Here is an 18,136-nt window from a genome sequence, read left to right as displayed (position 1 = left end):
TTTGGTAATTCCTTGTTTCCTCACAATCTCAACTCTTAACGGTTAGTTATGCGTTGAGCAAGTGAGTTGTTCTTGTGCCGGGCCAGGCGACAGCGGCACCGTAGGACTATGACCACTCCCGCATCACCGACCACCGCAGACGACGCCGCTCCCGTCGAAACACCGCTGCTGCGCACGGTGCGGGAATCAGTGATCGGCGACGATCTCGTCATGGTCGGCCCCTATGGCCCGCGCCGGGTCACCTACGCTGACTACACCGCCTCCGGCCGGGCGTTGCGGTTCATTGAGGACTTCATCACTGACGCGGTCCTCCCGTCCTACGCGAACACCCACACCGAATCCTCCGGGACCGGCCTGCAGACCACTCGACTTCGTGAAGATGCTCGACGGGTCATCGCCGAATGTGTCGGCGCTGACGACGGCGACGCAGTGATCTTCTGTGGATCCGGATCGACCGCTGCCATCGACAAACTGGTCGGCATCCTCGGTATCCGCGTCCCCTCCCAGCTAGAAGACACCCATCACCTGTCGGCGTCGGTGCCCCCGGAGCAGCGCCCCGTGGTTTTCATCGGTCCCTATGAGCACCATTCCAATGAGCTGCCCTGGCGAGAGTCCCTCGCTGATGTCATTGAGATTCGTGAGGACCGCGACGGCCACATTGACCTAGCTGAGCTGGATGAACAGCTCACCGCGTACGCCGACCGACCGCTGAAAATCGGTTCTTTTTCGGCCGCGTCCAATGTCACCGGCATTGTGACGGATACCCGCGCTGTCACCGCCCTGCTGCACCGGCACGGTGCGCTGTCCTTCTGGGACTTCGCTGCTGCCGGACCGTACGTCGACATCGAGATGCACCCGGACGGACCAGAAGCGGACGACGACTATGCCAAAGACGCCGTCTTCCTGTCGCCGCACAAATTCGTGGGTGGCCCCAGCACCCCCGGAGTGTTGGTGGTACGTCGAGCACTGTGCACCAATCGGGTCCCTGATGTCCCCGGCGGCGGCACTGTCGCCTATGTCAACAACGTTGACCACGCTTACCTGCCCGATGTGGTGCACCGGGAAGAGGGTGGCACCCCCGCCATCGTTGAATCCATCCGTGCCGGACTGGTCTTCGACCTTAAACGCGCCGTCGGAGTTGACGTCATCCGCGCCTTCGAAGATCACTATCTGCGCCGAGCGGTGACCTCCTGGTCCCAGCATCCGTCGATTGAGATTCTCGGAAATCTAGACGCTGAACGGCTCTCTATCACGTCGTTTGTGGTGAAAACGCCCAGTGGGAAATATCTGCACCACAACTATGTGGTGGCGCTCCTCAATGACCTCTTCGGCATCCAATCCCGTGGCGGCTGCTCCTGCGCTGGACCCTACGGACACCGCCTCCTTGGTATTGACCTGGAACGCAGCAAAGAATTCGAAGTTGAAATCACAGGCGGGTGCGAAGGTATCAAGCCGGGCTGGGTTCGGGTCAACTTCAATTACTTCGTTTCCGAACGTGTCGTCGACTATGTCATTCGCGCCGTAGAACTCATCGCTGACGACGGATGGCGGCTACTTCCTGACTACCGTTTTGATCCGCTCACAGGTCGCTGGCGCCACCACAACGGCCCCGTCGAGCCGCCGCTGCGGCTGTCCATGCTCGACTGGGACGAAGGCCGCCTGACCTACCCGCAGCAGCATGTCACCGCGCCGGAGCGGGCGCTGCCCGGATATCTCGACGACGCCAAGGCCATCTTCGCTGCTGCGTCCGCTGACGACACCCACGACCCCGCGACGTGGGGATTGCCTGAGACGTCAGCGGAATTCGAGCATCTGCGTTGGTTTGAGCTGCCCGCAGTATGCCTGGAGGCCGCCGCTGAGTGATGCCGGTGCCGGTGGCGTCACGCCGACGATCACCCCCACCAGACAGTGACCGGCCCGGCGGAAAAAATCGGTGTCCGAAATCGCTCTGACTGGATACGTTGAGCGCATCAGTCACCGTCGTACGCCGGTGACCAGGGTGGAAGGCGAGGCCAGATGCGTCCCCAAGGTTCGGCTCGGGTGGTGTCCGCTGACCTGACGTCGCCCTCCCCGCAGGCGTCGCTCTGCCCGGCAGCGTCCGGGGAGAGCGGCCTCCCGACCCTGGTGAAGGCGCGGGGGCTGCGCAAACGGTACGGCGACGTCGAGGCTGTGCGGGGGCTGGACCTGCAGATCCATCGTGGCGAACTGTTTGGTTTTCTTGGACCGAATGGCGCTGGGAAGTCCACGACGATGCGGATGATCGCGTCGGTCAGCCCTCGTTCCGGCGGGGATCTGCAGGTGTTGGGGATGGATCCGGACACGCACGGTGCGCAGATCCGGGCGGGATTGGGGGTGTGTCCCCAAGAGGATTCCCTCGATGAGGAACTCTCCGTGCAGGAAAACCTGATCGTCTACGGACGCTATTTCGGGTTGCCGCGGGCGCAGGTGCGGCGTCGGGCTGCGGAGCTTCTCGAATTTGTGGCGTTGACAGATAAAGCCACCAGCAAAATCGACGCGTTATCCGGGGGAATGAAACGTCGCCTGACGGTCGCGCGGGCGCTTATCAACGATCCACAGTTATTGATCCTCGACGAGCCGACGACTGGGTTGGATCCGCAGGCCAGGCATCTGCTGTGGAACCAGCTGTATCGGTTGAAGCATTCCGGGGTGACTCAGCTTCTCACCACGCATTACATGGATGAGGCGGAGCAACTGTGTGATCGCTTGGTGGTCATCGACGGGGGAGTGATCGTCGCGCAGGGCTCACCTCAGGAGTTGATGGCGAGACATACGACCCGTGAAGTGGTGGAGGCGCGTTTTGGGGTGGCGCCTCCCGAGCAGATGGCTCACTTCGCGGCGGCCTTGGACGGCGTCGTTGACCGGATCGAAGTCCTACCGGAGCGGATCTTGTTGTACACCGATGATGCTGATCACACCGTGGGGTTGGTCCAGGCACGGCTGACCCCGGATACCGTCCTGGTGCGTCGGTCGACATTGGAGGACGTTTTCCTGCATCTCACCGGCCGTACCCTGGTGGACTGACATGGCCGGGTCGGCAGGTGCTGTTCGCGGTGGAGTCGAGAGGTTCGGGGCCGCTGCCGCAGGGGTGACCCGGCACGTCCGCGCCATGTCCTGTCTGCTGGATTACTGGTGGGTGGTGCACCGGCGTACGTGGCGTGGGACGGTAGTCAACAGTTTCCTGTCTCCGCTGCTCAACCTCATTGCGATGGGTGCGCTGCTGGGCCGGTACGTCGATGCTGGCCGACCGGACTTGCAGGGCGCGCCGTCGTACCTGGCGTTTGTGGCACCGGGGATCCTCTGCGCGCACCTGATGCAGTGCGCGACGGGGGATGCGTTGTGGCCGGTGTACGGCCGAGTCAAGTGGAGCAGAGTATATGAGTCGATGATCGCAACCCCGGTACGGGTGGTCGACGTCGTTGCGGCGCACCTGGTGTTCATCGTCTGCCGGGTGGGGGTGTCCGCGGTGGTGTTCATGATGGTGCTGATCCCGTGTGGGGTGTACGTCGGGGCGTGGGGCGCGATGGTGGCGTTCGGGGTGCAGGTGCTCCTCATCCTGGCATTCGCAGCACCGTTCTTCGCGATGGCGGTCAGCGCCTCCTCGGATTCGTTGTTCACGCTGGTCTTACGGTTGGTGGTGGCGCCATTGATGCTGCTGTCCGGTGTGTTTTTCCCGGTGTCGAATCTGCCAGTGCCCTTGCAGGTGCTGTCATGGTGTTCTCCGCTATTCCATGGGGTGGAAGTGACACGGGCGTTAGTGCTGACCCCGTTGAATGATGTCGACTGGTTGATGGCGGCTGGGCATGTGGGCTACCTGTCGGTGTGGGCGCTCGTGGGGTCGTGGTGGTCGGTACGACGGATGCAGCGCAGGTTGATCGCATGATCGCCTGGCGGCTGGTGGAGCGGCATGCCCGGGTCTATCGGCGGGACTGGCTGGTGCTGATGTCAGGGTTCGTCGAGCCGGTGTTGTACCTGTTCACTATCGGAATCGGGGTGGGAGCGATGGTCCCCGGTGTTCAGGTCGGCGGTCGCACCGTGGGATATCCCGAGTTCGTGGCGTCAGCGATGGTGGCAACCTCCGCGATGAACGGCGCAGTGATGGATTCGACGTACAACCTGTTTTTCCGGATGAAGTACGCGAAGTTGTACGACATGGTCTTAGCGACACCCATGACCACCGGAGATGTCGCGGTGGGAGAGACGTTGTGGTCGACGATGCGCAGTGGCTGCTATTCCGCGGTGTTCTTGGTGGTCATGGCAGTGGCGGGGGTGTCCCGGTCGTGGTGGTTGGTCGCGGTGTGGCTGGCGGCGTTGCTGATCGGGCTGGCTTTTGCCGGGGTGGGGATGTGGGCAGCGACGCATCTGCGGAGTTGGCAAGATTTCGAGTTCATCAACGTGGTCATCGTGCCGATGACGTTGTTCAGCGGCACGTTCTTCCCGGTCGAGGCGTTGTCGTGGCCGTTGCGATGGCTCATGGAGGTCACCCCGCTCTATCGAGGCGTGGTGCTGTGTCGTGACCTGAGCCTCGGTGAACCAGGCTGGTCAGCGTGGTGTTCGGTGGTGTACTTGGTGGCGCTGGGGGCGGTGGGAATGTGGTTCGCGCACCGTCGCCTCGCGATGATGCTGCTGCGGTGACCGGGGAGGCCATCACGGCCTTGCCGGGGTGAACAGCTGTCGTCGGGTTATGGTGGATGAGCAGGCGCTCCGTGGTGGAATCACGCTGGGTTCCTGCGGTTTCCGTCGACGACGGTGCTGGTGACAGCGATCTCGACTGGACGGAGTGGGGCGTATGGGGTCACCGGGCGTGCTGACAACTAGGTCACCATGCCGTCACGATCTGGTCGGCACTGTTGAGGATCGCTGCAGCTCACGTCGATTCTGGTAAGTAAGGGCGGTTCCACATCGGACGTCCGACGATCACGGAGGAGCTCCGACTATGACCACCAGCCACGTGCGTCGCACTCAGTGGACGGCGGCAGGCGCATACCCGCGCACAGCTCGGGCCCGATGGAGCCTGGCCGGTGCGATGGTGGTGCCGCTGCTGTTGGCTGGATGTGGGAATTCGCCGACATTCCAGGTGGCGTCCTCTGGCAGCGCCTCATCCCCGTCGGCGGCCAGTGTCAGCAACCAGTCAGCGACCTCGGAGAACACGTCAGGGACCGGATCACCGAGTGGCAGCGCTACGGCGGACTGCACCTTCGAGGGTTCGATGACAGTGCCAGGAGACACCTCGCTGTCCAAGATGACAGTCACCGGGGTGCGCGTCGGGCAGCAGCAATGCGCAGACCGGTTCGTGGTCGACCTGGCCGGTGACTCGGGGAAAAAACCGGGCTATCAGGTGCGCTATGTGCCAGCGGTATTGATGGACGGATCGGGGAAGCCAGTCGCCTTGCGCGGGGCGGCGTTCCTGCAAGTATCGGTGGGATCACCGTCGTACGACGCCTCCGGGCAGCCGACGTACCTCCCGGCGGACAAGACAGAAGCAGCGACAGTCAACGGATATACGTCGTTCAAACAGGTGGCCTGGGCTGGCAGTTTTGAAGGAATGACGACCTTCGGGATCGGAGTGCGGGAGAAGCTGCCGTTCACGGTGCAGGTGGTCGATGACGGCGGGAAAACTCGACTTGTCGTCGATGTCGCCCACCATCCAGCCAGTTCATAGCCCACACAGCGAATTTCCTAGAACTCGCGGCCTAGGCTGAGGCGTCCTGCCGTCGCACCGTCACCACGAGGAGCTCACCGCGATGTCCCCTGTCATCGTCCAGATCGACTTCCCGTTCCACGGACCCTGGGGCGACCAACTCGCCCAGGAATATGGCAGGGCCGCCGCGCAGATCGCTGAAGCCCCCGGCCTGATCTGGAAGATCTGGACCGAGAACTCCACCCAGAACGTCGCTGGCGGGATCTACCTCTTCATCGACCGTGACCACGCCCGACGATTCCTCGACGACCATCGCAGAGAACTCATCGACAACGGACTCACCGGGATCCGCGCGCTGATCCTGGACACCAACACCACCCTGACTGCTCTCAACGGCGGACCATTGGACGCCGGAACGCTCACCGACCCCCCGGTCGAGCAGTCAGCACCAACGGCGCCCCAGCAGTAATCGCAATGGTGTGCTCCGAATGGGCTCCCCGCGACCCGTCCACGCTGCGCAACGTCCACCCGTCAGGGTCAGTGCGAATCCGATCCGTCGAAGCCATCAGCCACGGTTCGATCGCAATGACCAAACCACGCTTCAAGGTCAACCCCCGCCCCGGACGGCCGTCATTGGGCACATGAGGGTCCCCATGCATCACCCGACCCACCCCATGCCCCCCAAACTGGGTGTTCACCGAATATCCCGCCATCCGGCACACCTGCCCAATCGTCGCTGAAATATCCCCCAACCGGCGCCCCTCCCGCGCCACCGAGATCGCCGCCTCCAACGCATGCTCCGTCGTCGTAATCAACCGACGATCCTCCGCCCGAGGCGTCCCCACGATGATGCTGCGCGCCGAATCGCTCACCCACCCATCCACACTCACCGCAAAATCCAAGGACAACAGGTCACCATCCGCCAAGACATAGTCATGGGGCAACCCGTGCAACACGGCATCATTCACCGACGTACAAATGACATGCCCGAACGGCGACGCCCCGAACGACGGGTGATAGTCGATATAACAACTCGTCGCACCCCGAGCCCGAATCGCCTCATGCGCCCACGCATCGATCTCCAACAGATTCGTGCCCACCGTGACCCGCGAACACAAGTCATCCAGGACCTGCGCAACGAACTCCCCTGCCGGACGCATCTGTTCGATCTGAGTGGGGGACAGTCGCTCAATCAACGCAGGATTCTCCTCAATCACGCAGGATGGTGGACCATAAGGCGTACGCCGCAGCAGGCCAGCGCGTCACCGCCGCCTCCCACGGTAGCCCCCTCCGCGCTCCAGCCCGCGCCGCCCCTCCCCACCACCCCTGCTGGAAGGATGACCCCCATGAACGTGCGCGCACTCTTCGACAAACTCCTCACCGACCTCGCCGACCTCGGCGTCGAAGAAGGCCACGACGACACCGGCGCCGCAATCCTCACCCACGACGGCATCCCCTTCGCCCGGCTCGACCTGGACGACCAGATGGCCTTCCGCGCCATCCCCGCCCCCGACGCTCCCGCCGACGCCGCCGATGCCGCCGACGACGTGCTCGCCCACGCCGACGAACTCGTCACCGCCCAACACGCCGACGGATGGGTCATCGTGCCCGCCGACGACGTCGCCCAATGGGAAAGCCTCGCTCGCAAAGCCCTCGCCACCACCTAACCCACCCACCCCGAGGACACCACGATGCCACCAGGCCACGACCCCACACCCAGCCAGATCCACCGGGCACACGTCGCGACCAGCATCGTCTTCGTCCTCAACGGATGGACCTTCGCCACCTGGGCAGGACGCATCCCCGACCTCAAAGCCACCCTCCACCTCAGCCCCGGCCAGTTAGGGCTGCTCCTCCTCGTCGGATCAGCAGGCTCCCTGGTGGGCCTGCCCAGCGCCGGACGACTCGCCACCCGATACGGCGCCGCCCGCACCGTCCTGGGCGGCGCCATCCTCACCCAACTCGCCCTCGCCGCCGTCGCCATCAGCGCCGAACACAGACACGACCCGATGGTGACGGCGGCCCCACTCTTCATCACGATGCTCGGCCTCGGACTCTGGGACGTCGCAATGAACATCGAAGGCGCCGCCGTCGAACACCGCCTCAATCGCACCGTCATGCCCCGCTACCACGCCGGATTCAGCCTCGGCACAGTCCTCGCCGCAGCACTCGCCAGCGTCATGACCGCCACCCACATCCCCCTCACCTGGCACTTCGGGCTCGGAGCCCCCATCGTCATGGCGCTCGCCACCGCCGCCGTATCCGCATTCCTCCCGCACTCCCACACCTCACCACCAGACGCTCAGCACACCCCCACCGTCGACGGACCAACCCCACGCCGCCACGCCACCGCCTGGCAGGAACCGCGCACCCTGATGATCGGCGCAGTCACCCTCATCGCCGCCTTCACCGAAGGCGCCGCCAACGACTGGCTGTCGATCACCCTGATCGACGGACACGGACTCCCCAGCGGAGCAGGAGTACTCGGCTTCGCCTTCTTCCTCACCTGCATGACCGCCGGACGCTGGTACGGCGCCGACCTGCTCGACCGATACGGACGAGTCCCCTTGCTGCGAGTCTTTTTTCTCGTCGCCGCCACCGGGTCACTGCTCGTCGTCACCGGCACCCCATGGCTCGCTGCCCTCGGCGCTGGCCTATGGGGGATAGGGGTCTCCCTCGGCTTCCCCGTCGGGATGAGCGCCGCCGCTGACGACCCTCACCACGCCGCAGCCCGAGTCAGCGTCGTTTCCACCATCGCGTACGGCGCATTCCTCATCGGCCCACCCGCGCTAGGGCACCTCGGCGACCTCGTCGGAATGCGCCATGCCCTGCTCGTCGTACCCGTGCTCCTGACCGCCGCGCTCGCGATCACACCTGTCTTGCAGGAGCAGCGCGGCAGCAGGAGGTATGACGATCCACCGGCTGATCAGGGCAGGGCTGATCAGGGCAGGTAGTACGTCGGGTTGGGGAGTTTCATCGGAGCGCCGTGGCCGCCAATCAGGTCGCTGTATTGATCACCGAAGTTGGCGATGATCTGATATCGGCCCCCGCGAGGCGATTCAAACCATGCCCGGGTGGAAGATTTGAACTCCACCGTGGTGCATTCCTTACTCGCGCATTTCATGTACGGCGGCTTCGGGCTATCTGGGGTGTCTAAATATTTGGTGATGTAGGTGCCAGGGGTAAAATCGGGATAGCCGACGCGGCGGAGGTTCGCCAATGACCAATTAGCCTGGTTGACTTTGCGGCCGGTGATGCCTAAGACGGTGCAGCCCGCATTCTTAGCGGTGTTGACGACATCGACCATCCCAGGTGTGGCAGGAAACAAGCCCTGTTCGACCCAGGCGTTCTGCACCTTGGAGTCAAAATGGAAGCGCATGGCGTCGTCCTGCATGTCATACGTCATGAGAGTGGTGTCATCAGTGTCGACCACGATCGCTGGACGGTCTCCGCCTTTGGTGGCTCCGCCGCGGCATTCCTTGCTGAGTTTGTCCTGCCACTTCTTTGTCAGCTGAGCCATTTCAGTGCGATACGGCGAGGCCACCGGGCCCGCGATGCCGTCATCGGTGGCGCCGTAATAGGTGCGGATGGTCTCTTTGACGACATCTATGTTGGGAATGTCTTCCCCGCTGCTGTGGCGGCCGCTGCTGCCGTCGGCTTTCATCGTGAAAATGGTGCGGGGCCGCAGCTTGGGCTCGGGCTTTCCTGGCAGGTCGGGGGAGGGGAGATAGTACGTCGGGTTAGGCAGTTTAAGGATTCCCGCAGTAGATCCGCCTTGCAGGTCAGACCACTGGTCGCCGACAGACATGGCGATGCGGTAACCCTGGGATTCGATGTGGCGTCGAGTCCCTGCCTTGAACTCCACGGTGGTGCAGGGGTCGGCGGCGCAGGTGACATAGGCCGGTTTGGGGTTTTTTCCCCATTTGGTGAAGAGTGTTTTTTCGGTGAACCCGCTGTAACCGGCGCGTTCTAGGTTGGTCAGCGTCGCAGACCGCTGGTCGGCAGGACGTCCGGTCAGGGCAAAGACCGTGAATCCGGCAGCACGTGCCTTCGCGACGAAAGACACCATTCCAGGGACGGCAGGGTAACTGGCTTGTTTGACCCACCAGTCGACAATGTTTTTGTGGTAGACAAAATGCAGCGCAGCGTCCTGCATGTCGTATGTCCACAGCATGGTGTCGTCAACGTCAAGGACGATGGCGGGCTTCTTGTCTTCGGCGGTGTTCTGGGCTGCCTGTTGAGGTAGGGCGCGAGTGGCTTTCTCGAGGGTCGAGGTGATTTCGCTGATGTAGGGGGAGGCGCTCTTGTCGGCAACGCCCTGCTCGGTCGCGCCGTAATAGGTGCGGATGGTTTTGCGGACGATGTCGATGTTGGGGATGTCTTCGCCGTGAGGGGCACGGCCGGAGGACCCGTCGGCGTTCATGGTGAATCGGGTTTGCGGGGTGAGCGTCCGATCGTCCGTTGGTGGCGTCTTGGTGAGAGCGCTGACCTGGATGTCCGGGTGGTGAGGGGTGGAAGCATGAGTGGTCGCCAGGGGTGTAGCCACGGCGAGGGGCGTTGCCAGTGCCACGGCGAGGACAGTTCTGGGGACCGAACTCATGGGGTCTCTCCGGGGGTCGTGGTGAGGAGCGGTCATTGGCTTGGGATAGTGATGATCGTCACCTGATCGCACAGGCTTTCGTCAGAATAGACGCGATCAGGGCGGGCGCCCAGGTGAATGGGGGCTGTTTCGGTCACCGATCGGTGACTCTCTCCGGGGGTTCAGATCGAGTCCGTCAGCTGTTTGTTGTCTTTACGTCTCCTGTGAAGGCATCTGGACGAGCGATCAGTGCACAAATTGCCTAGTAGTTGTCGAATCTGTTGACAATGGTGCCATTACTGCGGCAAGTTCCTTTGCGAATTGCGAACGCTGGGGCGTGTCATGACCGCCGCGTCGCCTTGTGCCCAACGAAGTGTCACAGGAGGTAGCAATGTCGTTCATCCGCAAGCAAGTTGCCGAGCCATACCGCATCAAGACCGTCGAACCCCTCACCATGACCACCCGCGAACAACGCGAACAGGCCATCCGGGATGCTGGCTACAACACCTTCCTGCTGCCCTCAAAACTCTGCTACATCGACCTGCTCACCGACTCCGGCACCTCCGCGATGAGCGACAACCAATGGGCCCACATGATGGTCGGCGACGAGGCCTACGCCGGCGCCAAATCCTTCGACCTGCTCAAGCAAGCTGTCGAAGAGGTCTACGGCTTCCCCTACGTCGTCCCCACCCACCAAGGGCGCGGCGCTGAACACCTCATCAGCCGCATCCTCATCCGCCCTGGCATGCACGTGCCCGGCAACATGTACTTCACCACCACCCGCCTCCACCAGGAAATGGCCGGGGCGACCTTCCACGACGTCATCATCGACGAAGCCCACGACCCCAGCGCCGACCACCCCTTCAAAGGCAACGTCGACCTCGCGAAATTCCAAAAACTCATCGACGAAGTCGGCGCCGACCAGATCGCCTACATCAACGTGGCGCTCACCGTGAACCTCGCTGGCGGCCAACCCGTCTCGATGGAAAACATTCGAGCTATCCGCGCGATGTGCGATGACAACAACATCATCATGTGGTCCGACGCGACCCGCCTCGCCGAAAACGCCTACTTCATCCAAGAACGCGAAGAAGGCTACGCTGACAAATCCTGCGCCGAAATCGTCAAGGAAATGCTCTCCTACTTTGACGGTCTCACCATGTCCGGCAAGAAAGACTGCCTGGTCAACATCGGCGGATTCCTCGCCATGCGCGACGAGAAAATCCTCGTCGCCGCTCGCGAAATCGTCGTCGTCTTCGAAGGCATGCCATCGTATGGCGGACTCGCCGGACGTGACCTCGAAGCGATGGCCGTGGGCCTACGCGAAGCAGTCGACGACCACTACCTCGCCCACCGCATCGGCCAAGTCCGCTACCTTGGCGAACGACTCAAAGAAGCTGGCGTCCCGATCGTCGAACCCATCGGCGGTCACGCAGTGTTCCTCGACGCCCGCCGCTTCTTGCCACACATCCCCCAAGACGAATATCCAGCGCAGGCACTCGCCGCCGAACTGTACGTCGAGTCGGGGGTGCGCTCCATGGAACGCGGCAACGTCTCCTCCGGTCGCGGCACCGACGGCAAAGACCGCTTCCCCAAACTCGAACTGGTCCGTCTGACCATTCCCCGGCGCGTCTACACCGACCGACACATGGATGTCGTCGCTGACGCCGTCATCGAGTGCTATGCCAACCGTGACAAGATCCGCGGCCTGCGCTTCACCTACGAATCGCCTACGCTGCGCTTCTTCACCAGCCGTTTCGAACCGATCCCGGTCGGCGCTGAAACTGCAGACAGCGCGGAGCCAGAACTCGCCGCGACCCACTGACGCTGCAGCGATACCCGCAAACTCCACTTCGACCACTGCAGGTGAGGGGCACGAACCTGCCAGGGACGGAGTGGTGGAGAGGGTCCGGTCCTCGTGGGGCCTCTGTGGGGACCGGACCCGCCATTCGTCGGCGACGTGGTGCGGATGGCGTCGGCGTCGTGCCTGGCGTGCGTCTGGTGGGGGTGACAGTCATTGCGCGGATAGTCGTGGTGTGGCGGCGCAGGTATCGGTGACGTCGGTGGTGTGGCGTTGTGGGCGGGCGAGTGTTGTCCCGTTGGACGTACACAGGTGCCCTGGCGTGTTATCTCTTCGATCGGGGCGTCGGCGTTATCGCAGGTCAGAGAGGTGCGCTTGGTTTGTCGGCGACACGCCAGGGCACCTGTGTAGGTCCGACGGAGCGCCGTCGACCGGTATACCTCCGACGGGACAGGGTGGTTGGTGACGATAGCTACGGTGGACTGTCCACGGTGACCTCCCGCCCGCATCGCCCGAATATCTCCGCGCAGTGTGCGGCTATGTGGAGGTGTCAGCTGTCGCTGGGGTGGATGAAGTCCGACAGGGCGCGAATGACGTCGGGGTGGACGGTGCCGGGGTGGTCGTAGTCGCCGACACCGAGCCCTCGTGAGGTCATGAACAAGTGGTTCAGCTGAGGAAATTCACGGTAGGTGACGTGGGGTTTCCTGGCGAGGGCGTCTTTCCATGACGCGAAGTCTTTGCGGCTGACCTGGACGTCTTTGCCGCCTTGTGTGATCAGCAGGGGACGGTTGATCGTGGCGGCGGTGGCAGCGGGGTGTAAGCGGTTGAGGCTGACAATGTACGACGCCTGTGTGCCGAACAGTTTGGTGGTGGCGGTGGGGTCGTCGAGGGAGTTGGCTGTGGCGGCGTCGGCTCGGGTGGCCGCTATCTTTGCAGCTCGTTGGGATGGAGTGAGGGTGGGGTCGGCTTCGACGACGGCGGTGATTTGGTCGGCGATGATGTCCCAGAGGCTGCGCAGGCTCCCGGCGAGAGAGATGCCGCCGGTGAGCTGGGGATGGGTGGCCATGATGGTGGGTAGCAGCATCCCGCCGAGGCTGTGTCCGATGACATAGGTCGGCAGGCGCCGAGTCTGGGGGTCGTTCTGCAGCTGGGTGAGGGCGTCGTTGACGTCGTCGAGGATTTCGTCGCGGATGGTGTGGGTGGGTAGGGCGCTGTCGGGGTAGGTCGAGAACCGTTTGTCGACGCGGAGGGTGGCGATGCCCTGGGCGGCGAGGCCGTCGGCGATGTCGCGTAATGGTTTGTTGTGGGCGGCGCCGACGGTGCAGTCAAGGTCGTGAGGCCCGCTGCCGGGAACGATGAGAGCGACGGCCCGGGCGGGCTGGCGGAGGGGAGTGGCCAGGGTGGCGCGTAGGCGGTAGGGGCCGATGCGGCGAGGGTGGTCGACAGCGTGTGGGCCGGTGCGTGCCGGGGGGAGGGGGATGGGTTCGGCGGCGTTGGCGGGTCGGGTCCAGATGCCGTTGTAGCGGTCCTGCTGGTTGGGCGTAACGGTCAGGATCCAGGTGGCGCGCGCGTAGCGCATGGTGGCGTGGACCATCGGATTCGCTCCGGACATGCTGACTCGGAGGCCACTGACGTCGTGCAAGGGGCCTGCCTGGGCGATGACGCTGTGGAAGCTTGCGGTGAGGTCTTTTTCGCTGGTGTGTGCGGCGGCTTCGGGGGTGAGTTGGGCGTACGCCAAGTGGGTGTCGCCTCGTCCGAGGTCAGCGGAGATGCGGAGGGTGAGCGCGCAGAGCCGCTCCCGGTGTGGCCGGTCCAGCCAGGTGGGATAGGTATGGGCGAGGACGGGAGTGTCGAGGCAGGGTTTGGCTGCCGCGATGGACTGGGTGGCGGCGGCCTGGGCGGGTACGGCGTACGGGCTGCTGACGAGAAGACATGCGGCGGCGAGGGGGACGAGCAGCGGTCGGATCCTGCGGGCCATGGTGGTCTCCTGGGTGGGTGTGGTGCGGCGGCATCACACGCCATCTGTACTACTAATTCTAAGACAATTAAGATGACTGGCGTGGATGTCTTTCTCGATCCCTGCGCGTCAGTGCCGCTATATCAGCAGTTGCGCGACCGCATCGTCGAGGGAATCGCTACCGGTCAATTCTCCCAAGGAGAAGGACTGGCTTCGGTACGACGACTTGGCGTGGCTTTTGGGGTCAATCCTGCCACCATCAGTAAAGGCTATGACCTGCTGCGTAGCGAAGGATTGGTCGCCACCAATGCTAAGTCGGGCACCTATGTGATCCGGGACCGAAACTCAGGCCCACCAGGGGAAACGTATGCGGCGGATTGGCGGCCTCGGCTTCGAGTCCTCCTCGCTGAGGCCCGCGCCCAAGGAATGACTGCTGACCAGGTTCAAGATATGTGCCGGGACATCCTCGATTCATTCGACGAAAGGCCTTGAGAACGATGTGGTGGTATGCCGCCGCCATGCTCATGATGATGAGCGCACTCATGCTGGCAGTTCCAGACCTGTCCGCCCGCACCGTGCCTTTGGGGGTGCGGGTCCCCAGCGACCGGGTCGATGACCCGGTGGTGCGTGATGCAGTCACCCGCTACCGACTGATCATCGTCGTTATCGCTGTGGTGGAACTCTTGGCGCTTCTAGCGTGCTGGTCACTGAGCCGTCCCGGTTCCGCTCATGCTGACACTGCAGGCAGCCCTGCGCTTGCGGCGCGACTTGAGTTGATCGTCGTACCGGTGGTGACTCTGCTCACTCCAGCGCTGGGGGTGGTGGCGATGTGGTGGGCCTCGTGTCCGTTGCGGGCGGCCAAGCAGGAGGGGCGGTGGTACGACGGGGCGGCGACGGCGGTGTCGCAGGTCGCGAGGGAGGCCGCACCGGTGCAGGTGGCGTGGCGGTGGCATGCGGCGGGGCTGCTGCTGGTGGCGGCGACTGGCGGATATGGGGTGTGGCGTTATCCCGATTTGCCGGACCCGATGGCGACGCACAGCAGTTTGACGCAGTTCGATAGGTGGGAGCCGAAGAGCGCAGCCACGATGTGGATGCTTCCGGCGTTGGCTGCGATCGTGGTGATCACTACGTTGACGATGAGCGTCTTCGTGGCAGCGCGGGCGTCTCGGACGCTCCCCGACGGCAATGCGCTTGTGGCTCAGGCGAAGAACCTGCGGGATCGGCGCGCTAGTCAGCGGGTGCTTGGGGTGCTGTCCGTCGCGGTGGCCGGGATTCTGGGGTGCACTGCTGTGGTGATGTGGGAGCAGTGGGATGCGCTGTTGCCTGTGCCGGTGGTGGGGTCAGTGGTGTTGGTGGTGGCCTTGGTCGTCTCTCAGATTCGGCGTGAGAGGACTCCGCTGCTCCCGGAGGTGATGGACAGTCGGAACGGCGACGTACCTGCCCTGGCGGGGTCGGAATCAGTTGACGATGATGCGAGCTGGATTTGGGGGGTGATCTATTGCGACCGGGATGATCCGGCGCTGTTCGTGGCGAAACGCATCGGGATCGGATACACGATCAACGTGGGTCATCCGGCGGGAATGCTGCTGCTCGGAGGTCTTTTCGTGGTGACGGCTGCCGCGGTGGCGGTGCCATTGCTGGCGGGATGACGGCGTGTGGTGATGTCGTCACTTCGAGTGTTTGCCGCGGTGGTTCCGCCGCTGGAAGTCGTGGAGGATCTTGAGGACTTTCTGGCGGTACGTCGGGATGCGGCGCCTGCTGAGTGGCGCTGGACTGTGCCGGATCAGTGGCATGTGACGTGTGCTTTTGCTGCTGAGGTGCCGGATTTCTTGCTGGACGATATCGGGGAGCGGTTGGCTGATGCGGCTGGTCGATCGATTTTGCCTTCGTTGCGGGTCACCGGTGGTGGCGCTTTTCCAGATCCTGATCGGGCACGCGTGTGGTGGGCTGGCGTGGTGGGTGCGGAGGGCGGGCTGGGGGGTGCAGCTGAGGAATTGGCGGCACTGTCCCGTCGATGTCGTACGGCGTTCGCGACGTCCGGGGTGCGCGTTGACGGGCAACGCTTCCGGGCGCATCTGACGTTGGCGCGACTATCTCGGCCGTTGAGTGTGGCGCGCTGGGTGCGATTGCTTGACGGGTATCACGGTCCGTCCTGGCAACCGAAACAGGTGTCATTGATCGTGTCGTATCTGGGCCAAGGGCCGGGCCGTCGTCCCCGATATGAGGTGTGGGGCACCTACCCCGTGGGGTGAGTACTGCGCCGTCTTGGTGATGCCTAGCTGGGACTAGGCGGCGGTGGGGAGTTCGGTGGCGTCGATCATCCCGAGGAGGACGGCGGTGACGGCGACGGTATGCATGGCGTCGTCGGGTCGTAGCCAGGCGACGTCGTCACGGTCGGTGGGGCTGGTCCACATGCGGGCCCGACAGCAGAATTCGGCGCGAAGGTCACCGTCGGCGGTGAACTCGCTGGGCAGGCTGACCCAGGTGGTGTCGGGCTGTCCGGTGATGAGTCCCGAGTTGATGGTCAGCCATAACGGCTGTCCGGTGGTGGCGCAGGTCGTGGTGATGTGGACTGGTCCGGGCAGGATGAGCCCGGCGAGCATCGCGTCGAAGATGCACCATGTCCAGGCTTGACCACCGGGGTGGGTGATCTGGTGGTCGGTGGGTTGGGTGGTGATGATGCTGCCGGTGACGGTCTCACCGTCCCATTGGGTGCTGGAGGTGCGGCGGCATAGGTCGAGGGTTTCGGCGGTGAGGTCACTGGCGGGGACCGGGGTTCCAGCGGCGAGGCGGCGGGCCATATCGACCCATCCGTGGGCGGCTCCAGGGCTGGTGAAGCGGAAGGACTGATCGAGGCGGTCGGCGAGCAGGTGGGGGAGAGACATGGCCTGAGGTTAGCCGAATCTGAGAATCGTTCTCGAATGCAGTGGTGGGCTGGATGCTTCCGGAGTGCGACACCCGCGAGCCGACAGCTCATTAAGGTGGGGGCATGTCGATTTACGCCGTGCACTACACCTACTGCGACAACGCCGACGCCATCGCCGCTGGTCGCCCCGCCCATCGTGCCTACCTGGGCAGCCTCGTTGAAGCAGGGTCGCTGCTAGCTTCCGGCCCGTACGTCGACACTGCACCTGATCAAGCGCTGCTGATCTTCAGCGCCGACTCTGCGGAGGCCGTTGCGGCGTTCCTGGCTGGTGACCCCTTCCAGAAAGATGGGCTGGTCGCTTCGCACACCATCACTCAATGGAATCCAGTCCTCGGGGTCTTCGCAGCTCAGGTCTGATCCTCGAGTTCAGACCTGAGCTGTAGCGGCGGCGGAGGGCCGGTCAGCAGTCGGGGCCGTACGGCGGTGGGATTGGCGTGACATCAGTCTTGCCCAGATGGGTGGCCCGCTCATCCCAATGCGCCCAGGCGGTCTCCTTCTGCTCCTCCATGTCTCGCAATACGCGTTTGCGTTCCCGGCCGGAGATCCGATCGATATAGAGCTTGCCGTCTAAGTGGTCGCATTCGTGTTGCAGGCATCTCGCCAAGGTGCCGGTCCCTTCCACGACCACCGGCTTGCCGTACATGTCCACGCCGTGCACGACGGCGGTTTTGGTCCGGGTGACTGCTGCCACGGGGCCTGGCACGGACAAGCACCCTTCGTCGTCGCTGTCCTTCCCGGTGCGTGTGTCGCTGCTGACGACCACAGGGTTGACGACATGCCCGACGTGCCGGACGCCATAGGCGTCTTCGCAGTCAAAGACAAAAATCCGACGATTCACGCCGATCTGGTTGGCAGCCAAACCGACTCCATGGGCGCATGCCATGGTTGCGTACATGTCGTCGATCAAGGCCCGCAGCTCCGGGGTGCCGAATTCGGTGACATCCAGGCACGGGTTCGCCAGGACATCCTCACCCACCACGGTGATACGGCGCCGTTGTCCTCGGCGCATTTCTGCGATGACATCGGGCAACCGGTCAACGGGAATCCCGTCGATCCGGGGCCGCCGATCAGGCGGTGCCACAGTGGTGGAGGGCATGCTGCGCCCGAAGGAACCGAGGGAGCCGAAAGAACCGTGCGTGGAAGCCATGCCCCCATCATCGCCGAGGTGGACTGACGGGGGTGTCACTGGCATCGGTGTCCTGTGCCGGGGGTGC

General features: G+C 63.6%; 18 protein-coding genes. 13 read left to right on the top strand and 5 right to left on the bottom strand.

All coding sequences use genetic code 11. The features are described 5' to 3' along the window. The first annotated feature begins 108 nt into the window (after window positions 1–108). From KEM60_RS06605 to KEM60_RS06580, 6 genes are all read left to right on the top strand, one after another. A complete protein-coding gene (locus KEM60_RS06605) occupies window positions 109–1,863 on the top strand; it encodes an aminotransferase class V-fold PLP-dependent enzyme (protein ID WP_219106733.1) in 1,755 nt (584 codons plus the stop codon). A 153-nt stretch (window positions 1,864–2,016) separates the two neighbouring features. Next, the gene (locus tag KEM60_RS06600; RefSeq protein WP_219106732.1) at window positions 2,017–3,042 is read left to right on the top strand and encodes an ABC transporter ATP-binding protein; all 1,026 of its coding nucleotides are present in this window, start codon (window positions 2,017–2,019) and stop codon (window positions 3,040–3,042) included. 1 nt (window position 3,043) lies between these two features. Next, a complete protein-coding gene (locus tag KEM60_RS06595; protein ID WP_255574335.1) occupies window positions 3,044–3,901 on the top strand; it encodes an ABC transporter permease in 858 nt (285 codons plus the stop codon). Beyond that, window positions 3,898–4,653: an ABC transporter permease gene (locus KEM60_RS06590; protein ID WP_219106731.1), complete on the top strand. Its 756-nt coding sequence runs from the start codon at window positions 3,898–3,900 to the stop codon at window positions 4,651–4,653. The genes KEM60_RS06595 and KEM60_RS06590 overlap by 4 nt, the downstream gene beginning before the upstream one ends. A 301-nt stretch (window positions 4,654–4,954) precedes the next feature. Beyond that, entirely contained in the window at window positions 4,955–5,680 is a 726-nt protein-coding gene (locus tag KEM60_RS06585; RefSeq protein WP_219106730.1) for a hypothetical protein, read from the top strand. An 82-nt stretch (window positions 5,681–5,762) separates the two neighbouring features. Then, window positions 5,763–6,128, top strand: a complete 366-nt coding sequence (locus KEM60_RS06580) for a YdhR family protein (RefSeq protein ID WP_219106729.1) — start codon at window positions 5,763–5,765, stop codon at window positions 6,126–6,128. Here KEM60_RS06580 and map read toward each other — a convergent pair. Beyond that, complete coding sequence (map, locus tag KEM60_RS06575) at window positions 6,079–6,819, bottom strand: type I methionyl aminopeptidase (RefSeq protein ID WP_370626323.1); 741 nt, start codon at window positions 6,817–6,819, stop codon at window positions 6,079–6,081. The genes KEM60_RS06580 and map overlap by 50 nt on opposite strands. 186 nt (window positions 6,820–7,005) lie before the next feature. On the opposite strand from map, the gene KEM60_RS06570 reads away from it, so the two are divergent. After that, window positions 7,006–7,326, top strand: a complete 321-nt coding sequence (locus tag KEM60_RS06570; RefSeq protein WP_219106728.1) for a hypothetical protein — start codon at window positions 7,006–7,008, stop codon at window positions 7,324–7,326. Between the two features lie 24 nt (window positions 7,327–7,350). After that, window positions 7,351–8,613: an MFS transporter gene (locus tag KEM60_RS06565; RefSeq protein ID WP_219106727.1), complete on the top strand. Its 1,263-nt coding sequence runs from the start codon at window positions 7,351–7,353 to the stop codon at window positions 8,611–8,613. Here KEM60_RS06565 and KEM60_RS06560 read toward each other — a convergent pair. After that, the gene (locus KEM60_RS06560) at window positions 8,601–10,259 is read right to left on the bottom strand and encodes an HAD family acid phosphatase (protein ID WP_255574334.1); all 1,659 of its coding nucleotides are present in this window, start codon (window positions 10,257–10,259) and stop codon (window positions 8,601–8,603) included. The genes KEM60_RS06565 and KEM60_RS06560 overlap by 13 nt on opposite strands. A 370-nt stretch (window positions 10,260–10,629) precedes the next feature. Here KEM60_RS06560 and KEM60_RS06555 point away from each other — a divergent pair, with 370 nt between their 5' ends. Then, the gene (locus tag KEM60_RS06555; RefSeq protein ID WP_219106725.1) at window positions 10,630–12,063 is read left to right on the top strand and encodes a tyrosine phenol-lyase; all 1,434 of its coding nucleotides are present in this window, start codon (window positions 10,630–10,632) and stop codon (window positions 12,061–12,063) included. A 526-nt stretch (window positions 12,064–12,589) separates the two neighbouring features. On the opposite strand, the gene KEM60_RS06550 is transcribed toward KEM60_RS06555, so the two are convergent. Continuing rightward, window positions 12,590–14,017 carry an alpha/beta hydrolase gene (locus KEM60_RS06550; RefSeq protein ID WP_219106724.1) on the bottom strand — a complete coding sequence of 476 codons (1,428 nt, stop codon included), beginning with the start codon at window positions 14,015–14,017 and terminating at the stop codon, window positions 12,590–12,592. Between the two features lie 81 nt (window positions 14,018–14,098). Between KEM60_RS06550 and KEM60_RS06545 the strand changes: the two genes are divergently transcribed. Genes KEM60_RS06545 through thpR form a run of 3 tightly spaced genes read left to right on the top strand, consistent with a single transcriptional unit; the run spans window position 14,099 to window position 16,248 of the window. Continuing rightward, window positions 14,099–14,488: a GntR family transcriptional regulator gene (locus tag KEM60_RS06545; protein WP_255574332.1), complete on the top strand. Its 390-nt coding sequence runs from the start codon at window positions 14,099–14,101 to the stop codon at window positions 14,486–14,488. A gap of 38 nt (window positions 14,489–14,526) precedes the next feature. Next, window positions 14,527–15,645 carry a DUF5808 domain-containing protein gene (locus KEM60_RS06540; RefSeq protein ID WP_219106722.1) on the top strand — a complete coding sequence of 373 codons (1,119 nt, stop codon included), beginning with the start codon at window positions 14,527–14,529 and terminating at the stop codon, window positions 15,643–15,645. A gap of 12 nt (window positions 15,646–15,657) precedes the next feature. Beyond that, window positions 15,658–16,248, top strand: coding sequence for an RNA 2',3'-cyclic phosphodiesterase (gene thpR / locus KEM60_RS06535; RefSeq protein WP_219106721.1), 591 nt, complete (start codon window positions 15,658–15,660; stop codon window positions 16,246–16,248). Window positions 16,249–16,281: 33 nt separating this feature from the next. Here thpR and merB read toward each other — a convergent pair whose 3' ends face one another. Continuing rightward, window positions 16,282–16,881, bottom strand: a complete 600-nt coding sequence (merB, locus tag KEM60_RS06530; RefSeq protein ID WP_219106720.1) for an organomercurial lyase — start codon at window positions 16,879–16,881, stop codon at window positions 16,282–16,284. 104 nt (window positions 16,882–16,985) lie between these two features. Here merB and KEM60_RS06525 point away from each other — a divergent pair, with 104 nt between their 5' ends. Continuing rightward, window positions 16,986–17,279, top strand: a complete 294-nt coding sequence (locus tag KEM60_RS06525; protein ID WP_219106719.1) for a YciI family protein — start codon at window positions 16,986–16,988, stop codon at window positions 17,277–17,279. A 43-nt stretch (window positions 17,280–17,322) separates the two neighbouring features. Here the strand turns inward: KEM60_RS06525 and def are convergent, their stop codons facing one another. Then, window positions 17,323–18,069: a peptide deformylase gene (gene def / locus KEM60_RS06520; protein WP_219106718.1), complete on the bottom strand. Its 747-nt coding sequence runs from the start codon at window positions 18,067–18,069 to the stop codon at window positions 17,323–17,325. Window positions 18,070–18,136 lie beyond the last annotated feature (67 nt).

The sequence above is a fragment of the Austwickia sp. TVS 96-490-7B genome, from assembly GCF_019331795.1.
GTDB lineage: Bacteria > Actinomycetota > Actinomycetes > Actinomycetales > Dermatophilaceae > Austwickia.
The sequence above is the reverse complement of the archived record's forward strand: the minus strand, read 5'-3'. Positions and strand labels throughout refer to the sequence as shown.